We start from the raw sequence: 19,929 nt of genomic DNA, 5'->3' as shown, positions 1-19,929 counted from the left end.
ATTGGAGCTGACGACTTAGCCGCAGCTTGAATCTTGCGTACTTTGCCACATTCCTACCGGAGTGAATGAGTGCTGCGTAGCGCTCGCGTGTTGCTGCAGTATTAGCTGCCCATCCTCAATAATTTCGCGTTACTCCGTCATTCATCCTGAAAATGGTGGTCATCAATCCAGGTTTCCGGTTGGTGAAGGGATGACGATTGCTTGAATTTTTACATGGGTGGCTTGTTAGTTTTGCATGGGTGGCTGGTCAGCGTCGTTTCCGTTTAAGAAATTTGTTATATTTATGATTCAATAAATTGTTTACCCATATTTAAAGCCTTACCAAGACCATAAAAAATTTCATATCGGCAATTAGTTTTAACTCTCGGGTTAATATTTGAAACGTTCCTGTCTTTAAAGCACCAAAAAAAGAATTTTTTACCATCTTCAGCTTCTTCAATACAAAATATGATGTTTAGTTCAAATAGAAACTGAAGGAAGTCAACTTCATTATTTACAAATGCAGGTCTATCTATATTTTGATTGTCAATAAACCCCAGGTATCTTTGGAAGCACTGTGAATATTCTTCAAAGCTAAATGCATAATCCCCTCTTAGAAATTCAAAGAATTTTAAAAAAAGCTCATAGTCTTTATCTGAATAATAAAAGGATAGGTGATCTTTAGCCTCGCCAAGTAAATACTCTGAATAACGACGCCTGAAATGAGGGTCTCTAAAGTCCTCTTCTATAAAGTAATTTCTTTTTGAGCCGCTTTCACAATGTAATTCCTTTAATATGTTTAACATAGTTACAATATCTCTTGGACGGAAATATGAAAAACGTAAAAACGATATAAATGAATGCTCTTGATGCCCTTGAACTTGTACTTTATAAGGAAAGTAATTATCCCAAAAACTATCTGGGTCTAATTCTTTAGACTGACCTATCGATAATAATCTATTCGGCAATCTATATAACTCCGAGTGCTCAAATCGATTAAAAGGAATGCGCCAATCAAGATATAGTGCATTATCTCGAATTCGATTGTTTGCATTTTGCAAGCCTACCGCATTAAAAATGTCAGGCCTTAATAAAATAGTAGCCTTTAGCCTTCCTTTTGAATCATTTATAGTAGAAAAAAACTCATTGTTAATTGACCATACAGCATTTGCCAAACCTTTTACGCATTCTAAATAATCAGCATAGTCTATACCTGACGGTCTTAAATCAATACCATCAATAAATACCGTGTGGTTCTTTGTAAGTTTAAGTGACCTTAAAGAATCTTCGAATTTTCTTTGAATATATAATAGGTTGGTTTGATATTTAGTTTCGCTAAAAGATTTCTTAACTTTAGTTATGCCTTCTAGAATAGCGTGCTCTGAAAGCAGTCCGGCAGAAACAGAAGAGTCTTGAACAAACTCAATAACGTTTCTAATTTCTGGAGAAAAGGCTCCTTCATAATAATCATCAATAGCCTTATTCACGGCGCGGAATTTAATATACTTGTTAATTAGACCTTCTTTGCCTTCTGTTTCATAAACATGCTTAGAAACAAGTAAGAGAATTATAACTTTCCAGATGTTTGTGTAGTCTGATAAGTTAAGGTTTTTCTCCTTCTTTAAAGTAACAAACTTTTGATATTCTGTTTCGCCAATATAATTTAGCGTCGAACGTGTGTTTTTATATTCATTGTTACTGAGCCATACAGCGTAAGCAGTTTTCCCAGTTCCTTTATCCCCAATCAAAAAATAAGTTGATAAGTCCATCAGCTCATTAAGTTTTTCATTTTTAATAAAGAGCTGATTAAAGGCATCTTTATTTTCACGCCTTCTGTAGTTTATAGCGTCATTAAACCCCAAATTAAGTTCTTTGATTGGTAGATACATATTACTTCCTTTTTTTGTCATATGACTTCCTTACTTTGAGGAGAAGCGAGTAAATATAACGCCTTGCTAAGAGGCAAAAAACAGTTTGCTAAAATGTTTGAGGTACGAAAAACAGCAAACTGTTTTTTGTCCTTTTGAGTAACTTGTTAGCCCTTTATACTAGTAACTTTTTGAAGTCTAATATCTTTTCTGCTTTTACAACAAAGCCTAAATTATTTGGTATTTTAGATAAGCTTATTGGGACTTGTTTTAAAGGTACATTAATTGTTTGAATCTCACCCTGCGCAACGTGCTGAGGGCCAGCAAAAAGAGCACCCAACAAAATTATTCTATTGCCACCTAAATTCATATTACCACGTGCGTCCATGTAACCTCCTTGATCAAAGATCAGTACAGGACTTCCGCTAGAGCCCGGAAAACAAGCACAGTCGATAACAAAAATAGGCAAGCCATTGTAATCATTTTTAGGGCTTGTAGCCGTTACTCCTTTTCGAATGATTGGCATATTATTTTTCTCATCCCAAATACCATTTGGGTAGCCAATCATCGTTATATTCTCTAAACCAGATAAATCACTAAGGATCTTTTCATTTGCAACTAAGTCATCTTGTAAAGGTGGAGCAAAAAACTTCACCCCTTTGGCTTCAGCTTCTCTAAATAATGGAGCCATAGGGAATACAGCTAAATCTACATCTTTTTCAGGGTGTTTAATCCAAAGGTTTTCGAAACCATTTAAGACAACACGTTCAACTTGCCCCAACAAAGGTTTACCTTGAGCATCACTTTTTGTGAGTACAAAAGAGCCAATTTCACTATTTTCTATAACGTGTTTATTGGTGATTATTACAGGTATATGTTGATCGCCATCTAGTTTAAACGAAAAGAAGAAACCTGTACCTGTTGAGGAATTTCCATCCTTTAATTTACACTCCAACCTTACAGTTGTGTGCATTAATGTTTCTGCGACAGTCAATGTCATATGCGATTTCTCCATAGAGGGCTAACGCCCAATTAACAGGCAAAAAATTGTTGGCTAAAATAAGTGAACGTAGTGAACAAAAAGCCAACTGTTTTTTGTCCTTTTTTAATTTTTTGTTATGTTTAATTTCTATTAGGCTTAATGTACCCAGTAATTAGGTAACAATAAACTTCGATCAAATCATCTGCTAAATCGTAAGAATCATCAGCCATTAGCGGTGCATGTGGAAATACACCAAACCTAGATTCTGGGTGAAATGACATAATTCTACTTTCATAATACTCACCAAAATACTTTTCGGAAACATCGGAACTAAAAACGTTACCGATAAACTCTGCAGCATCTTTGGAACTTGGGTTTTTATTGCCAAGTTTATGTAGCCTTTTTAACACTAATCGAAAAGACGCTTCAAGAGATATGAAAGTAGTGTTGATTGATTCTTCCAAGAAATTAGATAAAGCTCCAAGCATAATACTTCTAAATAATGTTGAAACCGCACGAATCATTAAATGATCCTCGGTATCGAAGTCTTGGTATATATTTTGTTGTAATTTTAGGTTAAACCTACTTTCATTTAAACCGTACTCAATACCACTCTGAATAGTTGGTAATTCTATCCCCCTCATTTTCTTATATTTATTTTCAATGGGAAATTCCTTCCCCTTAAAGTTACGTGTTGTTGATGGGGTTTCTAGTATATTTATTAGAGCAGCGGCAACACGTTCTAAATATTCAATGTTAAGAATAGAGTTTCCAACATTTACTCTGTGAGAAATCGAAAATGGAAAAAGACGGCAATAACCATAGTCTCGGTCAATGCATAGTAAGATTGATGAATAAAGTTTGATCTCATTAAGGGTAGCCCACTCAACCTCAGAGTAATAGTTGTCTATCTCTAATTTAACAGCATCTACAGGGGCAATAGAAAAACAGATTTGGTTACTTATATAAAGAGCGGAATCTTCATTAATAATACTATGATTTGGATACATCCCCATTGGTGACATCATTCTCACAGTATGGCTAGCATTTTCATCACGATACTCTAAAAACGAAACAGTCACGGAAACTCCTTTGAACATAACATTATAATACTGCGCATGCGTATATACACTTATACACCCGACATTCCGCACCTGTTTTAATATTTATATTCGACGAAGATGCCTTCACATTTGCAGAAAATGAGGAAAGTAGCTGTTTTGAAATCAAAGTGTAAAATCGAATTTCGGGATGGTAATGCATGCTCCTCAGCTTCCTTATGTGGGATAAAAACAGCGTAACCGATTATTAATACATGGCACCACTTTAGGTGTCAGCTAAATTCTGTACTCAGCGTCAAAGTTGTGATGTAAATCTCAATTTTAAATCTAAAAATTAGGTGCGGAATGTCGGATACACAGACTTGGTTAAAAGTAGCTTTGCTCCATGTTTATCAGTGAGCTAAGCGTTTTATTGGCTAGTCTTGCCGCTGAATAACGCGCATGCGCATATATGTTCCGGTGTGTGCGCAGTATCTACAGGTGTTTTTTTTCAACGAATTGATTTATAGCAACCTTACGTTTTTTGTTGATGAAAAACACGCATTGCTTTGGTTATTCTGAGCACAGCGGAAGGTTCAGGCCAAATATACTGTATGTTCAAAGTCGTCTGGATGGCCAGGTTGGCAGGTGTCACTGTGCCATTCACCCACGCTACCGCCCTTCGCTGTTATGGGGCTTAAGCGCATGCCGTCTTACTTGTTTGAGTCCGTATTCTTGTCGTGTGAGACTGAAAAAGCAATGTGAAAGGTCACTTTGCGAGGCGGGCGTGTCAATTTGGTTGGGTTGTGAGCAGTTTATGAGGGAAAGCTTGCCGGTTTGCTGTATTCGGGCAGGGTGCCTAGGCCTGATGCCCGTGGCGGTAAGAAGATTCGTACTGGACCCCGTCCCACAGGCGACTCCGTAGCATAGGGGCGGATGAAGGGATCTTCTCCACAGGCCATCACATGACAAGGATGTCATGTGTTTGAGCGTCACAAGGATGTGCTTGCAGCGAGTCGGTGGAGAAGGCCCTTCGTTCGGCCTTTACAGAACAGCTAAATAGATCAGTTACTGAGTCAGTTTGGTATAAAACGGCAACACGGCACCAGATAGGTGCCGTGTTGGGGATGGAATGTTGGGAGGTGAAGTATCGGGTGATGCCCGAGCCAGTCGGGGCGGCCAACCACATGGCCGCTTAATACGGCTGCGGGTTCAGGACAGGTGACGTAAGGGAGACGCTGCTCGCTGGCGTTGCTGCCATTGTTCATCCATGCCCACTTCTGCCACCGAGGGCGCCAGTGGCGTCTTGCCCCGGATCAAATCCGCAGCCCGCTCCGCCACCATGATGGTGGGTGAATTCAAGTTGCCGTTGGGAATGGTGGGGAAAATAGACGAGTCCACCACCCGCAGGCCCTGTATGCCGTGCACCCGGGTATTCGGATCCACCACCGCCCATTCATCCGTGCCCATGGGGCAGGTGCAGGAAGGGTGATAGGCGCTTTCCACAGTCTGGCGTACGAAGGCATCAATCTCGTCGTCGGTATTGATCTGCTCGCCAGGCTGAATCTCTTCCGCTCGGTAAGGGTCCATGGCCGGCTGGTTGATGATCTCTCGGGTCAGGCGTACGCAGGCGCGAAAGCCCTCGCGATCGTCTTCGTGCTCCAGATAGTTGAAGCGGATTTTCGGTGCCACTTTAGGGTCGGCGCTGGCTATCTTGACCGTGCCGCGGCTTTTCGGTTTGTTGTGGCCGATGTGCACCTGAAAACCGTGACCGGAAAAGGCCTCTCTACCGTCGTAGCGCATCGCCCCCGGCAAGAAGTGGTACTGCAGATCGGGCCATTCCACGCCGGCCTTGGAACGGATGAAACCGCAGGACTCAAAGTGGTTGGTGGCCCCCAGACCGTCTTTTTTCAGCAACCAGCGAGTGCCTATCTTGAACTTGCTCCACGGCGACAGCTGGCCGTTGAGTGAGATGGGCTGCTTGCAGCGAAACTGGAAATAGAACTCCAGGTGATCCTGCAGGTTTTCGCCCACCCCGGGCAGCTCGTGTTTGAGCTCGATACCGGCCGCCTGCAGGGTGTCTCTGGCACCGATGCCCGACAACTGCAGCAGGTGCGGTGAGCCTATGGAGCCGGCGCTGAGAATGACCTCCTTGCCGGCCCGCACGTCCTGCACCTGACCCTGACGCTCAAAGCGCACGCCGACCGCCTGTTTGCCTTCCAGCAGCACCTTGTGCACCAGAGCATGGGTGATCACGGTCAGGTTTGGGCGGTCCATGGCCGGGCGTAGGTAGGCATTGGCGGTGGACCAGCGTCTGCCGTTTTTCACCGTCATGTGCATGGGGCCGAAGCCTTCCTGCTGACGTCCGTTGTAGTCGGGGGTATGGAAATAGCCGGCTTCTTGTCCCGCATCGACAAAGGCCTGATACAGGGGGTTTTTCATGTTATTGCCGTTGTTGACCCCGAGCGGGCCCTGCTCTCCCCGGTAGTCGTCGCCACCAAAGGCCCAGCTTTCGGCTTTCTTGAAGTAGGGCAGACAGTGGGCATAGTCCCAGCCATCGGCACCCTTGTCTTGCCATTCGTCGAAGTCTCGGGCGTGGCCGCGTACATATACCATGCCGTTAATGGAGGACGAGCCCCCCAGTACCTTGCCGCGGGGGCAGTGCATGCTGCGGTTGTCGAGAAAGGGCTCGGGCTCGGTATGAAACTGCCAGGCGAACTTCTTGGAGTTCATGGGAATGGACAGGGCGGTGGGCATCTGAATGAAGATGCTCTTGTCGCTGCCGCCGGTTTCCAGCAGCAGCACGCTGCGGGTGCCGTCTTCGGTAAGACGGTTGGCCAGCACGCACCCGGCAGAGCCGGCACCCACTATGATGTAGTCGAATTGTTTGTTCATCAGTTCCCTCTAATGCTGTTCGGTGACCGCGCTACTTTCGTCACTCCCGCGAAGGCGGGAGCCCAGTGACATTTGGCTCCCGCACATACGTCTTAAAACGGGCTTTCCAGCTTATTCATGCCTACATACACCGCCTTGAGCTGGGTGTAGTGATTAAGGGTGGTCATGCCGTTTTCTCGACCGATGCCGGACTGCTTGTAGCCGCCCACCGGCATTTCGGCAGGGGAGGCGCCATAGGCGTTGATCCAGCAGATGCCGGCTTGCAGCCGGTGAATAACCCTATGTGCCCGACGAATGTCGTTGGTGAATACCCCGGCCGCCAGACCCGTTTCTGTGTCGTTGGCGCGGGCAATCACTTCTTCTTCGTGCTCGAAGGTCAGCACCGACATCACGGGGCCGAAGATCTCTTCTCGGCAGATGGTCATGTCGTCACGACAATCGGTGAAGATAGTGGGTGCCACAAAATAGCCATTGGGTGCCGCCGCCGGATGCAGCGCTTCGCCGCCGTGAGCCAGGGTGGCGCCTTCTTCTATGCCTTTGTGGATGTAGCCCAGTACCTTCTGCTGATGGGCATGGGAAATGAGGGCGCCGAAGTTGGTAGCCGGATCCATGGGGTCGCCGACGATGATGTTGTTGCGAGTGCGCTCCAGCAGTCGCTCCATAAAGGCCGGATAGATAGCCTTATGTACGAACACCCGGGTGCCGTTGGTGCAAATTTCGCCCTGAGTGTAAAAATTGCCGAGCATGGCGGCGGAGACGGCCTCGTCCACATCGGCATCGTCGAAGATGATCAGCGGCGACTTGCCACCCAGCTCCATGGTGACCCCTTTCAGCGAGCTGGCGGCGGCGGCCATCACCTTCTTGCCGGTGCCTACTTCGCCGGTGAAGGACACCTTGGCGATATCCGGATGGTTGGTAAGCCAAGCCCCCACGACGCCGTCACCCTGTACTACGTTAAATACCCCGGCGGGGACACCGGCTTCGATAAAAATTTCGGCCAGTTTGAGCGCCCCCAGCGGAGTTTCTTCCGAGGGTTTGAAGATCATGGCGTTGCCACAGGCTAGGGCCGGGGCGGCTTTCCAGCAGGCGATTTGCAGCGGGTAGTTCCAGGCGCCAATGCCGGCACAGATGCCGAGCGGCTCGCGCCGAGTGTAGTAAAAATCGCCACCGAGATCCTGCTGGTTGCCTTCGAGGGAAGGGGCCAGCCCGGCGAAAAATTCGATGCTGTCGGCACCGGTCACTACGTCCACCACCGAGGCTTCTTGCCAGGGTTTGCCGGTGTCCAGCACTTCGATGCGGGCTAGCTCATCATTGCGCTCGCGCAGTAGCGCAACTGCTCGCAACAGGATACGACTGCGCTCCATGCCGGTCATAACGGACCACTGCTCGAACCCGCGGCGGGCCGAAGCGATAGCCGCCTGTTGAATGTAGGAGTCGGCCACTTCCATCTGGTAGGCGACCTCGCCGGTGGCCGGATTGACGACGTCGAAGGCATCGCCGCTTTCGTTGGCTAGGTAGCGTCCGTCGACAAAATTCTGATAGCGCATTAATGACATGCTTTTGCTCCATGCGAGTTTAACAGTTGTTCGATAAAGGACTTGCACAAGCACTCAGCTTGGGCGAAGTCGGCTGACGGATCGGTACTCAGGGCGCTACGCAGCCAGAAACCGTCGATCATGGCTGCGGTCTGCTGGGCGGCACGGGTCGCCGCCTCGTTGCCCAATAGCGGACGGAAGGAATAACGCAGATTGCTATACAAACGGCGGCTGTTGATGTGTTGCAGTCGGGCTAGGGCCGGATCGTGCATCGCCTGGGCCCAGAAGCTGAGCCAGAATTTGATGGTCGGCTGCGAGCGTTGAAACTCGGTGAAGTTGGCTTCTACGATAAGCATCAGCCGCTGGTGGGGCGAGTGTTGTTCACCGCCGTCTATTTTGCGCAGCAGTGCCAGTTTCAGTTCTTCAAGCAGCCGTCTGACGGTGGCTTCCATCAGGCCCTGCTTGCCACCAAAATAGTGGCTGATGATGCCCGATGACATTCCCGCCAGTCGGCTGATGCTGTTGATGGTGGTGTTATGCAGGCCATACTCGGCTACCGACGCTAGGGTGGCATCGATTAGCTGTTTCTTGCGAATTTCCTGTACTCCGACGATAGGCATATTATTTTCATTAATTGACCGTTCAATAAAAATAAATCCTAGAGGCTGGTACGAGAATGATCAACCCAGCTTGCCAAGTTTATGTCGGCGGGATCACAGATAAAGAGTTAACGTTTTGTTTTTAAAGATTAATTATTTTTTAGAAATGGATGTTAAGAGGGGGCAGAGGCAAGAAACAAAAGGAAAAGGAGTAGTGACCCCCGCCTTTGCTGGGGGTCGGTGATGCATGCGGCGTTTAACTAGGTTAACTAGGTTTAACTAGGTTTAACTACGATTCAGACGGGCCTGACTTGGGGGAACGCCAAAAAACTCTTTGAAACAGTGGCTAAAGTGGGTTGAGCTGACGAAGCCACAGGCCACGGCGATATCAGAAATACTGACGCTACTTTGCAGTAACAAACGACGGGCATGGGTAATACGCAGTTCTAAATAATAGCGCGACGGTGTGGTTTCGAGGTGGCTCTGAAACAGCCGCTCGATGCGTCGACGCGACAAGCCCACATAGTCGGCCAGCTCTTCGATGCCGAGTGGCTCTTCAATGTTACAGCTCATCAGTCGTAGCAGGGTACGCAATGAATCGGGTAGGGTTGGGTCGTTGTCGGCCGACGTATGGCCGTCGTTGGTAATGCCATCGCTGCTGAGAATTTCGCGAATGGCGCGCACCGTGTTGGTGCCGTGCAGTCGTTCGATTAACGTCAGCATCATCTCTAGCGCACTGTTGGAGCCAGCACTGGTTAGTATGCGCGATTCAATCACCATAGTGTGAGGCGACACCTGTACCTGAGGAAAACCCTCTTGCACGAAGGCATGGTTGTCTGGATGCAAGGCGCAGATAAGTCCGTTGAGCACACCGGCGTGAGCTAAAGGTACGGCGCCGTTCCATAGTCCCCCCAGTATCTTTTGTCGCTTGGCTGTCGCCTTCAGCAGCTGGCTCAGTGGCGTGTATTCACTCAGACTGCAGCGAAAGCCACCACACACAATCAACACATCCAACGCACCTTCACCTTCCAGCATCATTTCGCCCAAGATGCGGTTGGCCGAAATCTCGATACCTAAATCACTTTGTACTTGTGTGCTTTGCAAACCATAGGTCGTAAAGCTGAACAGCGGCGCGGCCTGCACTAGGTTGGCGGTAACTAACGCATCCACGGCGGCGGTAAAGGCCATCATCGAAAAATGCGGTTGCAGTACAAACCCCACGCTGATGGGTTTGGTATTCGTTTCGCGCTTCGGTAAAAAAGCACTGTTAGTGTCACGCAGCCGATGGCTAAAATGGCGCTGTTCATTACTGTTGGACATGTATAAATGCTCACCAAGTGAAAGGTACCGAGTTAACCGCTAAAGGTTAGTGAATTTGTATTAAATATTACCCCGCCCGATCTGGCTTTGCATCTTTAATCCTACCCAATCAGGTCGATTGTCACAGAGCAATGTTCGATTTAGATCTCAAATGTTACTTAAATGTGAATATGCGACGCAAATACATAGCTTTAAGCCGCACCCAGTCATCCCTTGGTGATGAACAGCCAGTAGTATCCAGTTATCGCAAAGCATTTCATTAACACTTAAGTAAATTATTAGTGTAGTGAGCAACGCTGAGCCAATAAGGATATTTCCACACCGGGCGTCACCCGAGTCTAGCAAGGAGGTCGTAAGATGTTTAACACCCGCACCCGTATTCAAGATATGGACCCTACATTGTGGGCGGCCATGGAAGAAGAAGCCGTTCGCCAAGAACAACACATTGAGCTGATCGCTTCAGAAAACTATACCAGCCCGGCCGTAATGCAAGCGCAAGGCTCGGTACTGACTAACAAATATGCAGAAGGTTATCCTGGCAAACGCTATTACGGCGGTTGTGAAGCGGTAGATAAAATAGAGCAGTTAGCCATCGATCGCGCCAAAGAACTATTCGGCGCCGATTTTGCCAACGTACAACCTCATTCTGGCTCTCAAGCCAATGCCGCCGTTTATATGGCGTTGTGTAACCCAGGCGATACCGTGCTGGGCATGAGCTTGGCCCACGGTGGCCACTTGACGCATGGCGCTAAGGTTAGCTTTTCTGGAAAAATTTATAATCCCGTGCAGTACGGTTTAGACGAAGCTACCGGCGAGGTGGACTACGACCAAGTTGAACAGCTAGCACTTGAGCACAAGCCGAAGATGATAGTAGCCGGTTTTTCTGCTTACTCCAAAGTAATGGACTGGGCGCGCTTTCGTGCCATTGCCGACAAAGTAGGCGCTTATCTGTTTGTTGACATGGCTCACGTGGCCGGCTTGGTAGCGGCGGGTCAATATCCAAATCCAGTGCCGCATGCACATGTGGTAACCACTACAACTCACAAAACATTACGTGGCCCTCGTGGCGGCTTGATCTTGACTAAAGGCCAGCCAGAACTCGAGAAGAAGCTTAACGCTGCTGTGTTCCCTGGCAGCCAGGGTGGCCCACAAATGCACGCTATTGCGGGCAAGGCCGTGGCTTTTGCCGAAGCACTAACACCTGAATTTGTCGATTATCAAAAAGCGGTAGTAGCTAATGCTCGCGCTATGGTTCAGGTCTTTCAAGACCGTGGTTTCGATGTAGTATCGAACGGAACTGATAATCACTTGTTTTTGCTCGACTTGTCGGCCAAAGGCATTACCGGTAAAGACGCCGATGCAGTGTTAGGTGATGCAAATATTACGGTAAATAAGAATGCCGTGCCTAACGACCCTCAGTCACCTTTTGTTACTTCAGGTTTGCGTTTGGGTACCCCTGCAGTGACCACTCGTGGTTTCCAGGAAGAGCATTGCCGCCAGCTAGCGGGCTGGATCTGTGACATTTTAGAACATATGGACGATCCGGAAGTGATTATTGCGGTGAAGGATCAAGTTGCCAGCCTGTGCAGTAACTTCCCAGTATATCGCTAATTTTTTGAATACAGGCAGGGGGTGCCAAGAGTGCCGCCGACAGCATTAACACGGATAGGTGATAACTATGCAGAAATATTCAGGATTTGGGCTGATCAAACACGCCCTTACGCACCACGAAAACTGGCAGCGGGTATGGCACAACCCTAAGCCCAAGGCTGGGGGTTACGATGTAATTATCGTTGGCGGTGGCGGCCATGGTCTGGCCACGGCTTATTACCTGGCAAAAGAACATGGCATCACCAATGTTGCTGTAATCGAAAAAGGCTATTTGGGTGGTGGTAACACGGCCCGTAATACCACTATCGTACGTTCCAACTACTTGTGGGACGAGTCGGCTCAGCTGTATGAGCACTCCATGAAACTGTGGGAAGGCTTGGCGCAAGAACTGAACTATAACCTGATGTTCAGTCAGCGCGGCGTGCTCAACTTGGGTCACACACTGCAGGATATGCGCGACATCGAGCGCCGGGTAAACGCCAATCGCCTGAACGGCATTGATGGCGAAGTACTCAATCCTAAGCAGGTGCAAGACATAGTGCCTATTCTGGATTGCTCTAAGAACTCTCGCTATCCAGTGCTGGGTGCCTCTTGGCAGCCGCGCGGTGGTACCGCTCGTCACGACGCCGTGGCCTGGGGCTATGCCCGTGCCGCCGATGCTTTGGGTGTACACCTGATCCAGCAGACCGAAGTGACCGGCATCCGCCGCGAAAACGGTGCCGTGACCGGTGTGGAAACCACGCAAGGCTTTATTGCTGCGCCTAAAGTAGCTTGTGTTACCGCCGGTAACTCGGGTGTGATGGCTAAAATGGTCGGCATGCAGTTGCCGCTAGAGTCTCATCCTTTGCAGGCCATGGTTTCCGAGCCGGTTAAGCCGATACTCGACACGGTAGTTATGTCTAACCACGTGCATGGTTATATCTCTCAGTCTGATAAGGGTGACCTAGTTATTGGCGCCGGTATCGATAGTTACTTGGGTTACGGCCAGCGCGGTTCCTTCCCGACAGTGGAAGAAACGATGGCTGCGATTGTGGAACTGTTCCCGATTTTCAGCCGAGTGCGACTCAACCGTACTTGGGGCGGAATTGTTGACACTTGTCCTGATGCCTGTCCGATTATTTCCAAGACGCACATCAAGGGCCTGTATTTCAACTGCGGCTGGGGCACTGGTGGCTTTAAGGCCATTCCAGGCTCGGGCAACGTATTTGCTCACACTGTCGCCAAGGATGAGCCGCATCCTCTGGCCAAGGCATTCCACGTAGACCGCTTTACCAGCGGCCACTTAATCGATGAGCACGGCGCGGCCGGCGTAGCCCACTGAGGAGATAGAAATGTTAAATATTCACTGTCCGCATTGCGGCGAGCTTCGCGAAGAAGAAGAGTTTCACTATGGCGGCGAGGCACACATTGCCCGCCCGGCCGACCCCAGCGCGCTGAGCGATGCAGATTGGGCTAAGTATTTATTTATGCGTAAAAACCCGCGTGGCCTACACCATGAAATGTGGTATCACGCCTCAGGTTGTCGCAAGTTCTTTAACGCAACGCGCCACACTGTGACCTACGAAATTCAGGAAACTTACAAAGTGGGCGAACTGCCCCAGAAAGGAGACCAGTCATGAGTCAGCCGCATCGTCTTCAGGGCAAAGGTCGAGTAGACCACGGTAAAACGCTTAGCTTTATTTTTAACGGCAAGCGTTATCAGGGCCTGTCAGGCGACACTATCGCCTCGGCCTTGCTGGCCAATGGCGTCGACGTCGTCGGTCGCTCTTTCAAATATTCACGTCCGCGCGGCATTATGGCCGCCGGTGCCGAAGAGCCGAACTGCATCTTGCAGGTAGGTTGCTCAGAAGCCACCATGATCCCCAATATTCGGGGTACTCAGGCCGAGTTGTACGATGGTCTGACGGCTACCAGCACTAATGGCTGGCCAAACGTAGACAAAGATATCATGGGCGTAATGGGTAAGCTCGGCGGCAGCATGATGCCCCCCGGTTTCTACTACAAGACCTTCATGTATCCTCAGTCCATGTGGCCGAAATACGAACATTTGATCCGTAAAGCTGCCGGTCTGGGCCGCGTGCCTAAAGCCAATGACCCGGATACCTACGACAAGCTGAACCACCATTGCGATCTGTTGGTGGCCGGTGGTGGCGCCGCAGGTTTGGCGGCCGCGTTAGCGGCGGGCCGACGTGGTGCACGAGTGATTCTGGTTGATGAACAAAACGAGTTTGGCGGTCATTTACTGCACAGCACTCAGCCCATCAACGGCCAAGCGCCGCAGTTATGGGTGCAGGCAGTCGTAAAAGAACTGCAGGCGTTGCCTGATGTTACCTTGCTGCCTCGCAGCACGGTGGCTGGCTACTACGATCATAACTTTTTAACTGTATTAGAACGACGTACCGATCACTTGGGTGAGCGTGTTTCTGATAAAACTCGCCAGCGTTTACACCGTATTCGCGCCAAGCAAGTGCTACTGGCCACCGGTGCACACGAACGTCCATTGGTTTATGGCAACAACGACTTGCCCGGTACTTATGTAGCCAGTGCGCTGTCTACCTACGTTAACCGCTATGGCGTGACCCCAGGTCAGCGCTTGGTGCTGATGACGTGTAACGATTACGGCTATCAAGCTGCTATCGATTGGTTGGATGCGGGCCGCGAAGTTGTGGCAGTGATCGACAGTCGTCCTCAACCGAGCGGCATGCGCTATTTGGCACTCAAAGCTCGCGGCGTGAAGATTTATACCGGTCACGGCTTAATTGAAGCTGTTGGTAAGAAGCGAGTAACTGCGGCTAAAGTGGCAAAACTGTCTAGCGATGCCAGCCAAGTTACCGGTAAAGCCGAGACCTTAGCTTGCGACATTATCGCGACTTCAGGTGGTTGGAGCCCGGTAGTACACTTGTCGGCTCACACCGGTTCGCGCCCCGTCTGGAACGACGACATTATTGGCTTTGTACCTGGCGAAACCGTGCAAAAGCAGTTGTTGGCCGGTGGTGTACAAGGTAGCTACCAGTTATCGACTGTATTGGCCGAAGGTCTGGCCGCGGGCAAAGCTGCCGCCGAGGCTACTGGCTATGGCGAGATTTCTGCTGATGTAGTAGATGCCGATATTGTTACCGAAGATCCAAAAGAAGATGCGGCGCAAGCGCTGTTTATGGTGCCTCACACATTGAAGAGCAGTCGCTCGCCCAAGCAATTTGTGGATTACCAAAACGACGTAACTGCAGCGGGTATTGAGCTGGCCGTGCGCGAGGGCTTTGAGTCCATCGAGCACATCAAGCGCTATACCGCCATGGGCTTTGGTACTGATCAGGGCAAGTTGGGTAATATCAACGGCATGGCCATTGCGGCCCGCGCCATGGATAAGAGCATTGCTGAAACGGGTACCACAGTATTCCGTCCTAACTACACGCCGGTGACCTTTGCCGCCTTTGCTGGACGTAATGCGCACCACCTGTTTGACCCAGCTCGTTTTACTGCCATGCACGACTGGCATGTAAAGCAAGGCGCTGAGTTTGAAGATGTAGGACAGTGGAAGCGCCCTTGGTTTTTCCCGAAATCTGGCGAAGACATGCACCAAGCGGTTAACCGTGAGTGTGTTGCTGTACGTCAGAGCGTGGGCATTTTGGATGCCTCAACGCTGGGCAAAATTGATATTCAAGGTACCGGTGCTCGTGAATTTTTAGCGCGCATTTACACTAACGCCTGGGCTAAGTTAACCCCCGGTAACTGCCGCTACGGCTTAATGTGTAAAGAAGACGGCATGGTGTTTGACGATGGGGTAACTGCCTGCATCAACGATAACCATTTTGTGATGACTACTACCACCGGCGGCGCCGCAGGCGTACTGCAGTGGTTGGAATTATGGCACCAGACCGAGTGGCCAGAGCTGGAAGTGTATTTCTCTTCCGTAACCGATCACTGGTCAACCATGACGGTGACTGGCCCTAACAGCCGCAAGGTACTGGAAAAAATCTGTACTGATGTCGATCTAGCTGGCGAGAACTTCCCCTTCATGGGCTGGCGTGATGCCACCATTGCTGGGGTACGCGGACGTATCTTCCGTATCTCGTTTACTGGTGAGCTGAGCTTTGAGATTAACGTGCAAGCCAACTACGGTTTGACCGTGTGGGAAGCCGTGATGGAAGCGGGTGCCGAGTTCAATATTACGCCTTACGGCACCGAAACCATGCACGTACTGCGGGCAGAAAAGGGCTTTATTATCGTCGGTCAAGACACCGATGGCTCGGTAACGCCGTTCGACTTAGGCATGGACTGGTGTGTAGGCAAAGCCAAGCCATTCCCCTTCATTGGCCAGCGTTCTTGGACTCGTGAAGACACGGCACGTACCGACCGCAAACAGCTGGTTGGACTCAAGTGTAAAGAAGCGGCCACGGTTATTCCTGAGGGCGCACAAATTGTACTGGAGCCTAACCATCCAGTGCCGGTACCCATGGTGGGCCATGTGTCATCCAGCTATTACAGCGCCAACCTAGGCCACAATATTGCCATGGGTGTGGTTAAAGGCGGATTAAGCCGCATGGGTGAAACGGTTTACTGCCCGCTGGCCGATGGTCGCGTGCTGGAAGTCGAAATCACTAGCCCTGTATTTTATGATCCAAAAGGAGAGCGTCAGCATGTCTAACATCACAGCAATTGTGGCTGAAGCCGACACGGCAGTACGAGTGGAATCTCCGCTTTATCACGCTAACTTGCCAGCGCTTGCCAAAAAAGGTCAGGAAGGTGGAGTAGTACTCCGCGAAAAGGCACTGTTGGGCCATTTGGTATTACGCGGCAACGTAACTAACGAGCTATTTGCCACAACTGTGGCCAAGGTACTGGGAGTGGCTTTGCCCACCACCGCCTGTAGCTCGGTAGAAAACAACCAGGTATTGGTGCAGTGGTTGGCACCGGATGAGTGGCTGATAATTACCGCAAGCGGCGAAGAAGAGCAGTTACAAGCTCAGCTGCGCGAGCAGTTAACCGGACATTACTCTCTGGTTGATGTGAGTGGCGGCCAGACAGTATTGACGCTATCCGGCCCTAAAGCCGAGCTGGTGATCCGCAAGTCGTGCCATTACGACGTGCATCCCTCTAGCTTGCCCACTGGCAAGTGTGTAGGCACCACCTTTGCCAAATCCTCAGTGTTGTTGCGCCGCACCGGTGCCGACAGTTTTGAGATGGTAGTGCGCCGTAGCTTTTCTGACTATGTCTGGATGTGGTTACAAGATGCCAGTCGCGAATATGGACTGGTCATTGAAAAGTAACTAAGCCGTGCTTATCTGCACTGCGGTACAGATAAGCACATCGCCACTACGCGCCGGGCGTTGTAAGTACAACGCTCGGCACATTTCAGCAGGAGGCTGACTCATGGCACAACACGAAACTTTGATCTTGACCGCAAGTTGCGCCAGTCGGTTGGGTTCGGTGGACGCCGTTACCGGCTATTTGCGTGAGCAAGGTTGTTATGTAGTCGACATGCAAACCTTCGATGATGCCCGCGCTGGCCACTTTTTTATTCGCACTGAGTTTAGAAGACCCGAGCAAGGCGAATTTGACGAAACTAACTTTCGTGATGGTTTTGCCCTGCGCGCCGCCGATTTTGATATGGACTGGGAACTGACCGAGCGTAAGCGTAAGCCGAACGTAGTGATCATGGTTTCTAAGTTTGATCACTGCCTTAACGATTTATTGTATCGCTATCGTACCGGGCAACTGGCAATCGAAATACCGGCCATTATTTCTAACCATCCGGATTTACAGCGACTAGCCGATTGGCACCATATTCCTTTTTATCATCTGCCGGTGAATGCCGATACCAAGGAAGAGCAAGAAGAACAAATTTGGCAGATAGTGCAGGAATCAAATGCAGATTTAGTGGTGCTAGCGCGTTACATGCAGGTGCTTAGCCCAGAGCTGTGCAACCGATTGGCGGGGTGGGCGATTAATATTCATCACTCGCTGTTGCCTGGCTTCAAGGGCGCTCAGCCTTACCATCAAGCGTATGCCAAGGGTGTAAAGCTGGTGGGTGCTACCGCCCATTACATTAATAACGAGCTGGATGAGGGCCCGATTATTACTCAGGGCATTCAGACGGTAGATCACAGTCATTATCCAGAAGATTTGGTTGCTAAGGGTAAAGACATCGAGTGTTTAACCTTGGCTAAAGCCATTCAGTATCACATCGAAAAACGGGTGTTTATGTACCAGAGCAAGACGGTAGTACTGGGCAGTTAATACTCGTTCGATGTATTCCCGACAGGGGGGGGCGGCAAGCGCTGTGCCCGCTGTCTATTAAACAAGCTTGCTTGGCAGGTTTGTGAATGTAATAAAGAGTCATGACAAGGAGACATCATGTCTAACAATATCAAGTTATTGCGCGAAGCTCAGCCTGAAGTGTTATTGGACGCTACTCAGTGGGAGAAGTTATCTGGCGACCCGCATACGGTTAACCTGAACGCTTATAAGTCAGAAGATGGCACTAAGCTGATGGGTACTTGGATGTGTACTCCAGGTAAGTGGGCAGTAAACTATGATAAGTGGGAATATTGTGACTTCCGTGAAGGCTATTGCATTCTGACGCCCGAAGGCGGCGAGCCTATTCACCTGAAAGCTGGCGATATTTTCGTAATTGAAGTTGGCTTTAAAGGTACATGGGAAGTAGTAGAAACAGTACGTAAGTACTTCGTTTTTGCCTAATTGTCGTTGCTTAAGTTAGGCAACAGCCTGACGTAAAGAATGACCTCGGCCTGCGCATTGCGCAGGCCGTTTTTGTTTCTGGCACAGACGTTATGTTTTGGCCGTCATCCTCGCACTCCCTTTTTGTCATCCTCGCGTAGGAACGTCATCCCCGCGCAGGCGGGGACGGGGATCCAGAGCAGGGAGCACCATTTTCGATAAGGGTTGCTGGTCGGCAAAGGTCACTGGGCTCCCGCCTTCGCGGGAGTGACGGGGTGAGCGGGGGTAGTGACGAGGTGAGCGCGGGGAGTTCCTTCGCATTAGACGATAAATTAAAGAGCTGACACGCCTTCAATTTCCATTACCGAGCTGGCATCGGCACGATCGATTATTTTAACCAATGCCGATTGAATGACCTCGTCTTCTCGAACATCACTCTTGCTGGCAAAGCGCTCTTCTTGAACTTCTGCACCTTCTTCTAAGGTAAAGCGAATGGCGACTTCTGTTGCACAGTCTGGATTGGCACCAAAATATTCTAAGGTGATCTGCGGGTACCCTTTAAAGCCTTTTTTAACCTGTTTTGCGATGCGTTTTTTAGCTTTGTCTATGTGCATGTGAATTCCCTATATGGCTAAAAAGTATGACTAAAACGATATGACTGAAACTAAAATAAATCGAGCAGGCTGAATATGATAACTCGTGTTAAGTCATTGAACGCTAAGCAGTGGCCGAAGGCAAGAACACACTGGTGTGAAGTTCGAAAAGTGGTGCGTAGAGATTGAGTGGCAGTCTAGAGGTAACAGGGTGGCCTGTTACCTCTTCTTTATGTGCCCGAGTATAGATGGCTTACACTGGAGCGACCAATACGGCCGTCAATGGGTGAGGTAACGTTAGCGTATGCCAGTGAAATATTGGCAGCCTTCAGAGCGGCTTCGGCAGAAACAACCGCCAAAGAGGCCTGTTTGTAGGCCGCCTCGGCTTCTTCAGCGCTTTCGCGACTCACCGCTTCAATACGCACCAGTTCGCGGTAGCGTGTGGTTTTTGCTTTGGCGCTTGCCAAAGCTACGTTAGCGCTCGCGAGAGTGGCCTGCGCGCCACTCACTGTGATCTGCGCCGAGGTTGGGTCAATTTCATACAACACTTGGCCCGCTTTCACTTCGCTACCCTCAGTAAACAAGCGCTTGCGCACGATACCGCCAATCTGCGGTCGAATTTCGGCAGTAACGGCCGCTACTACGCGGCCGTTTAACTCTTCTATAACTGGTACTTGGGTACTTTCAACCGTGTAAGCGGTTACCTCTACGACAGGTGGTGCGGGAGGCGCAGGATCTGATTGGCCCTCGCAACCGTAGAGGGCCGGCACAAAGCCGGCCATTACTAGGAGTCGTAAGAGTACGGACCTGCGTAATATATGCATATTCT

At 49.5% G+C, this 19,929-nt stretch carries 16 protein-coding genes; 7 read left to right on the top strand and 9 right to left on the bottom strand.

Features of this window, described 5'->3' with window-relative positions:
- Positions 1-281 precede the first annotated feature (281 nt).
- The 7 genes from ACFQ1C_RS11495 to ACFQ1C_RS11465 all read right to left on the bottom strand — a co-directional run bounded on the left by ACFQ1C_RS11495 (position 282) and on the right by ACFQ1C_RS11465 (position 10,218).
- On the bottom strand, positions 282-1,889 hold the full coding sequence (locus ACFQ1C_RS11495) for a P-loop ATPase, Sll1717 family (RefSeq protein WP_379558758.1): 1,608 nt from the start codon (positions 1,887-1,889) through the stop codon (positions 282-284).
- Between the two features lie 133 nt (positions 1,890-2,022).
- Complete coding sequence (locus ACFQ1C_RS11490; RefSeq protein ID WP_379558757.1) at positions 2,023-2,847, bottom strand: S1 family peptidase; 825 nt, start codon at positions 2,845-2,847, stop codon at positions 2,023-2,025.
- Positions 2,848-2,969: 122 nt separating this feature from the next.
- On the bottom strand, positions 2,970-3,911 hold the full coding sequence (locus ACFQ1C_RS11485) for a hypothetical protein (RefSeq protein WP_379558756.1): 942 nt from the start codon (positions 3,909-3,911) through the stop codon (positions 2,970-2,972).
- 1,170 nt (positions 3,912-5,081) lie between these two features.
- On the bottom strand, positions 5,082-6,764 hold the full coding sequence (gene betA / locus ACFQ1C_RS11480) for a choline dehydrogenase (RefSeq protein WP_379558755.1): 1,683 nt from the start codon (positions 6,762-6,764) through the stop codon (positions 5,082-5,084).
- Positions 6,765-6,856: 92 nt separating this feature from the next.
- Positions 6,857-8,320: a betaine-aldehyde dehydrogenase gene (gene betB / locus ACFQ1C_RS11475; RefSeq protein ID WP_379558754.1), complete on the bottom strand. Its 1,464-nt coding sequence runs from the start codon at positions 8,318-8,320 to the stop codon at positions 6,857-6,859.
- Positions 8,311-8,919 carry a transcriptional regulator BetI gene (gene betI / locus ACFQ1C_RS11470; RefSeq protein ID WP_379558753.1) on the bottom strand — a complete coding sequence of 203 codons (609 nt, stop codon included), beginning with the start codon at positions 8,917-8,919 and terminating at the stop codon, positions 8,311-8,313. Before betI ends, betB begins: the two co-directional genes overlap by 10 nt.
- A gap of 264 nt (positions 8,920-9,183) precedes the next feature.
- The gene (locus ACFQ1C_RS11465; protein WP_379558752.1) at positions 9,184-10,218 is read right to left on the bottom strand and encodes a GlxA family transcriptional regulator; all 1,035 of its coding nucleotides are present in this window, start codon (positions 10,216-10,218) and stop codon (positions 9,184-9,186) included.
- A gap of 357 nt (positions 10,219-10,575) precedes the next feature.
- Here ACFQ1C_RS11465 and glyA point away from each other — a divergent pair, with 357 nt between their 5' ends.
- The 7 genes from glyA (at position 10,576) to ACFQ1C_RS11430 (ending at position 18,528) form a co-directional block, all read left to right on the top strand.
- Positions 10,576-11,829, top strand: a complete 1,254-nt coding sequence (gene glyA / locus ACFQ1C_RS11460; RefSeq protein WP_379558751.1) for a serine hydroxymethyltransferase — start codon at positions 10,576-10,578, stop codon at positions 11,827-11,829.
- A 67-nt stretch (positions 11,830-11,896) separates the two neighbouring features.
- Positions 11,897-13,150 (top strand): sarcosine oxidase subunit beta family protein, encoded by a 1,254-nt coding sequence (locus tag ACFQ1C_RS11455; protein WP_379558750.1) that lies wholly within the window; start codon positions 11,897-11,899, stop codon positions 13,148-13,150.
- 10 nt (positions 13,151-13,160) lie between these two features.
- A complete protein-coding gene (locus tag ACFQ1C_RS11450; protein WP_379558749.1) occupies positions 13,161-13,448 on the top strand; it encodes a sarcosine oxidase subunit delta in 288 nt (95 codons plus the stop codon).
- A complete protein-coding gene (locus tag ACFQ1C_RS11445; protein WP_379558748.1) occupies positions 13,445-16,474 on the top strand; it encodes a sarcosine oxidase subunit alpha family protein in 3,030 nt (1,009 codons plus the stop codon). Before ACFQ1C_RS11450 ends, ACFQ1C_RS11445 begins: the two co-directional genes overlap by 4 nt.
- A complete protein-coding gene (locus ACFQ1C_RS11440; protein ID WP_379558747.1) occupies positions 16,467-17,096 on the top strand; it encodes a sarcosine oxidase subunit gamma in 630 nt (209 codons plus the stop codon). Before ACFQ1C_RS11445 ends, ACFQ1C_RS11440 begins: the two co-directional genes overlap by 8 nt.
- A 103-nt stretch (positions 17,097-17,199) precedes the next feature.
- The gene (purU, locus tag ACFQ1C_RS11435; protein ID WP_379558746.1) at positions 17,200-18,066 is read left to right on the top strand and encodes a formyltetrahydrofolate deformylase; all 867 of its coding nucleotides are present in this window, start codon (positions 17,200-17,202) and stop codon (positions 18,064-18,066) included.
- 117 nt (positions 18,067-18,183) lie between these two features.
- Positions 18,184-18,528, top strand: coding sequence for a cupin domain-containing protein (locus tag ACFQ1C_RS11430; protein ID WP_319783727.1), 345 nt, complete (start codon positions 18,184-18,186; stop codon positions 18,526-18,528).
- A gap of 311 nt (positions 18,529-18,839) precedes the next feature.
- Here the strand turns inward: ACFQ1C_RS11430 and ACFQ1C_RS11425 are convergent, their stop codons facing one another.
- A complete protein-coding gene (locus tag ACFQ1C_RS11425) occupies positions 18,840-19,121 on the bottom strand; it encodes a hypothetical protein (RefSeq protein ID WP_379558745.1) in 282 nt (93 codons plus the stop codon).
- A gap of 209 nt (positions 19,122-19,330) precedes the next feature.
- The gene (locus tag ACFQ1C_RS11420; protein ID WP_379558744.1) at positions 19,331-19,924 is read right to left on the bottom strand and encodes an efflux RND transporter periplasmic adaptor subunit; all 594 of its coding nucleotides are present in this window, start codon (positions 19,922-19,924) and stop codon (positions 19,331-19,333) included.
- Positions 19,925-19,929 lie beyond the last annotated feature (5 nt).

This window comes from Oceanisphaera ostreae, from assembly GCF_042676125.1.
Lineage (GTDB): Bacteria > Pseudomonadota > Gammaproteobacteria > Enterobacterales > Aeromonadaceae > Oceanimonas > Oceanimonas ostreae.
This window is presented reverse-complemented; position numbering and strand designations above follow the sequence as displayed.

What these genes read in the sequence shown, in the direction of transcription:
- betB (WP_379558754.1), bottom strand. Translation starts at nt 8,320, where the DNA reads ATGTCATTAATGCGCTATCAGAATTTTGTCGACGGACGCTACCTAGCC.
- glyA (WP_379558751.1), top strand. Translation starts at nt 10,576, where the DNA reads ATGTTTAACACCCGCACCCGTATTCAAGATATGGACCCTACATTGTGG.
- betA (WP_379558755.1), bottom strand. Translation starts at nt 6,764, where the DNA reads ATGAACAAACAATTCGACTACATCATAGTGGGTGCCGGCTCTGCCGGG.
- ACFQ1C_RS11455 (WP_379558750.1), top strand. Translation starts at nt 11,897, where the DNA reads ATGCAGAAATATTCAGGATTTGGGCTGATCAAACACGCCCTTACGCAC.
- ACFQ1C_RS11490 (WP_379558757.1), bottom strand. Translation starts at nt 2,847, where the DNA reads ATGACATTGACTGTCGCAGAAACATTAATGCACACAACTGTAAGGTTG.
- ACFQ1C_RS11440 (WP_379558747.1), top strand. Translation starts at nt 16,467, where the DNA reads ATGTCTAACATCACAGCAATTGTGGCTGAAGCCGACACGGCAGTACGA.
- betI (WP_379558753.1), bottom strand. Translation starts at nt 8,919, where the DNA reads ATGCCTATCGTCGGAGTACAGGAAATTCGCAAGAAACAGCTAATCGAT.
- purU (WP_379558746.1), top strand. Translation starts at nt 17,200, where the DNA reads ATGGCACAACACGAAACTTTGATCTTGACCGCAAGTTGCGCCAGTCGG.
- ACFQ1C_RS11450 (WP_379558749.1), top strand. Translation starts at nt 13,161, where the DNA reads ATGTTAAATATTCACTGTCCGCATTGCGGCGAGCTTCGCGAAGAAGAA.
- ACFQ1C_RS11420 (WP_379558744.1), bottom strand. Translation starts at nt 19,924, where the DNA reads ATGCATATATTACGCAGGTCCGTACTCTTACGACTCCTAGTAATGGCC.
- ACFQ1C_RS11445 (WP_379558748.1), top strand. Translation starts at nt 13,445, where the DNA reads ATGAGTCAGCCGCATCGTCTTCAGGGCAAAGGTCGAGTAGACCACGGT.
- ACFQ1C_RS11425 (WP_379558745.1), bottom strand. Translation starts at nt 19,121, where the DNA reads ATGCACATAGACAAAGCTAAAAAACGCATCGCAAAACAGGTTAAAAAA.
- ACFQ1C_RS11430 (WP_319783727.1), top strand. Translation starts at nt 18,184, where the DNA reads ATGTCTAACAATATCAAGTTATTGCGCGAAGCTCAGCCTGAAGTGTTA.
- ACFQ1C_RS11465 (WP_379558752.1), bottom strand. Translation starts at nt 10,218, where the DNA reads ATGTCCAACAGTAATGAACAGCGCCATTTTAGCCATCGGCTGCGTGAC.
- ACFQ1C_RS11495 (WP_379558758.1), bottom strand. Translation starts at nt 1,889, where the DNA reads ATGACAAAAAAAGGAAGTAATATGTATCTACCAATCAAAGAACTTAAT.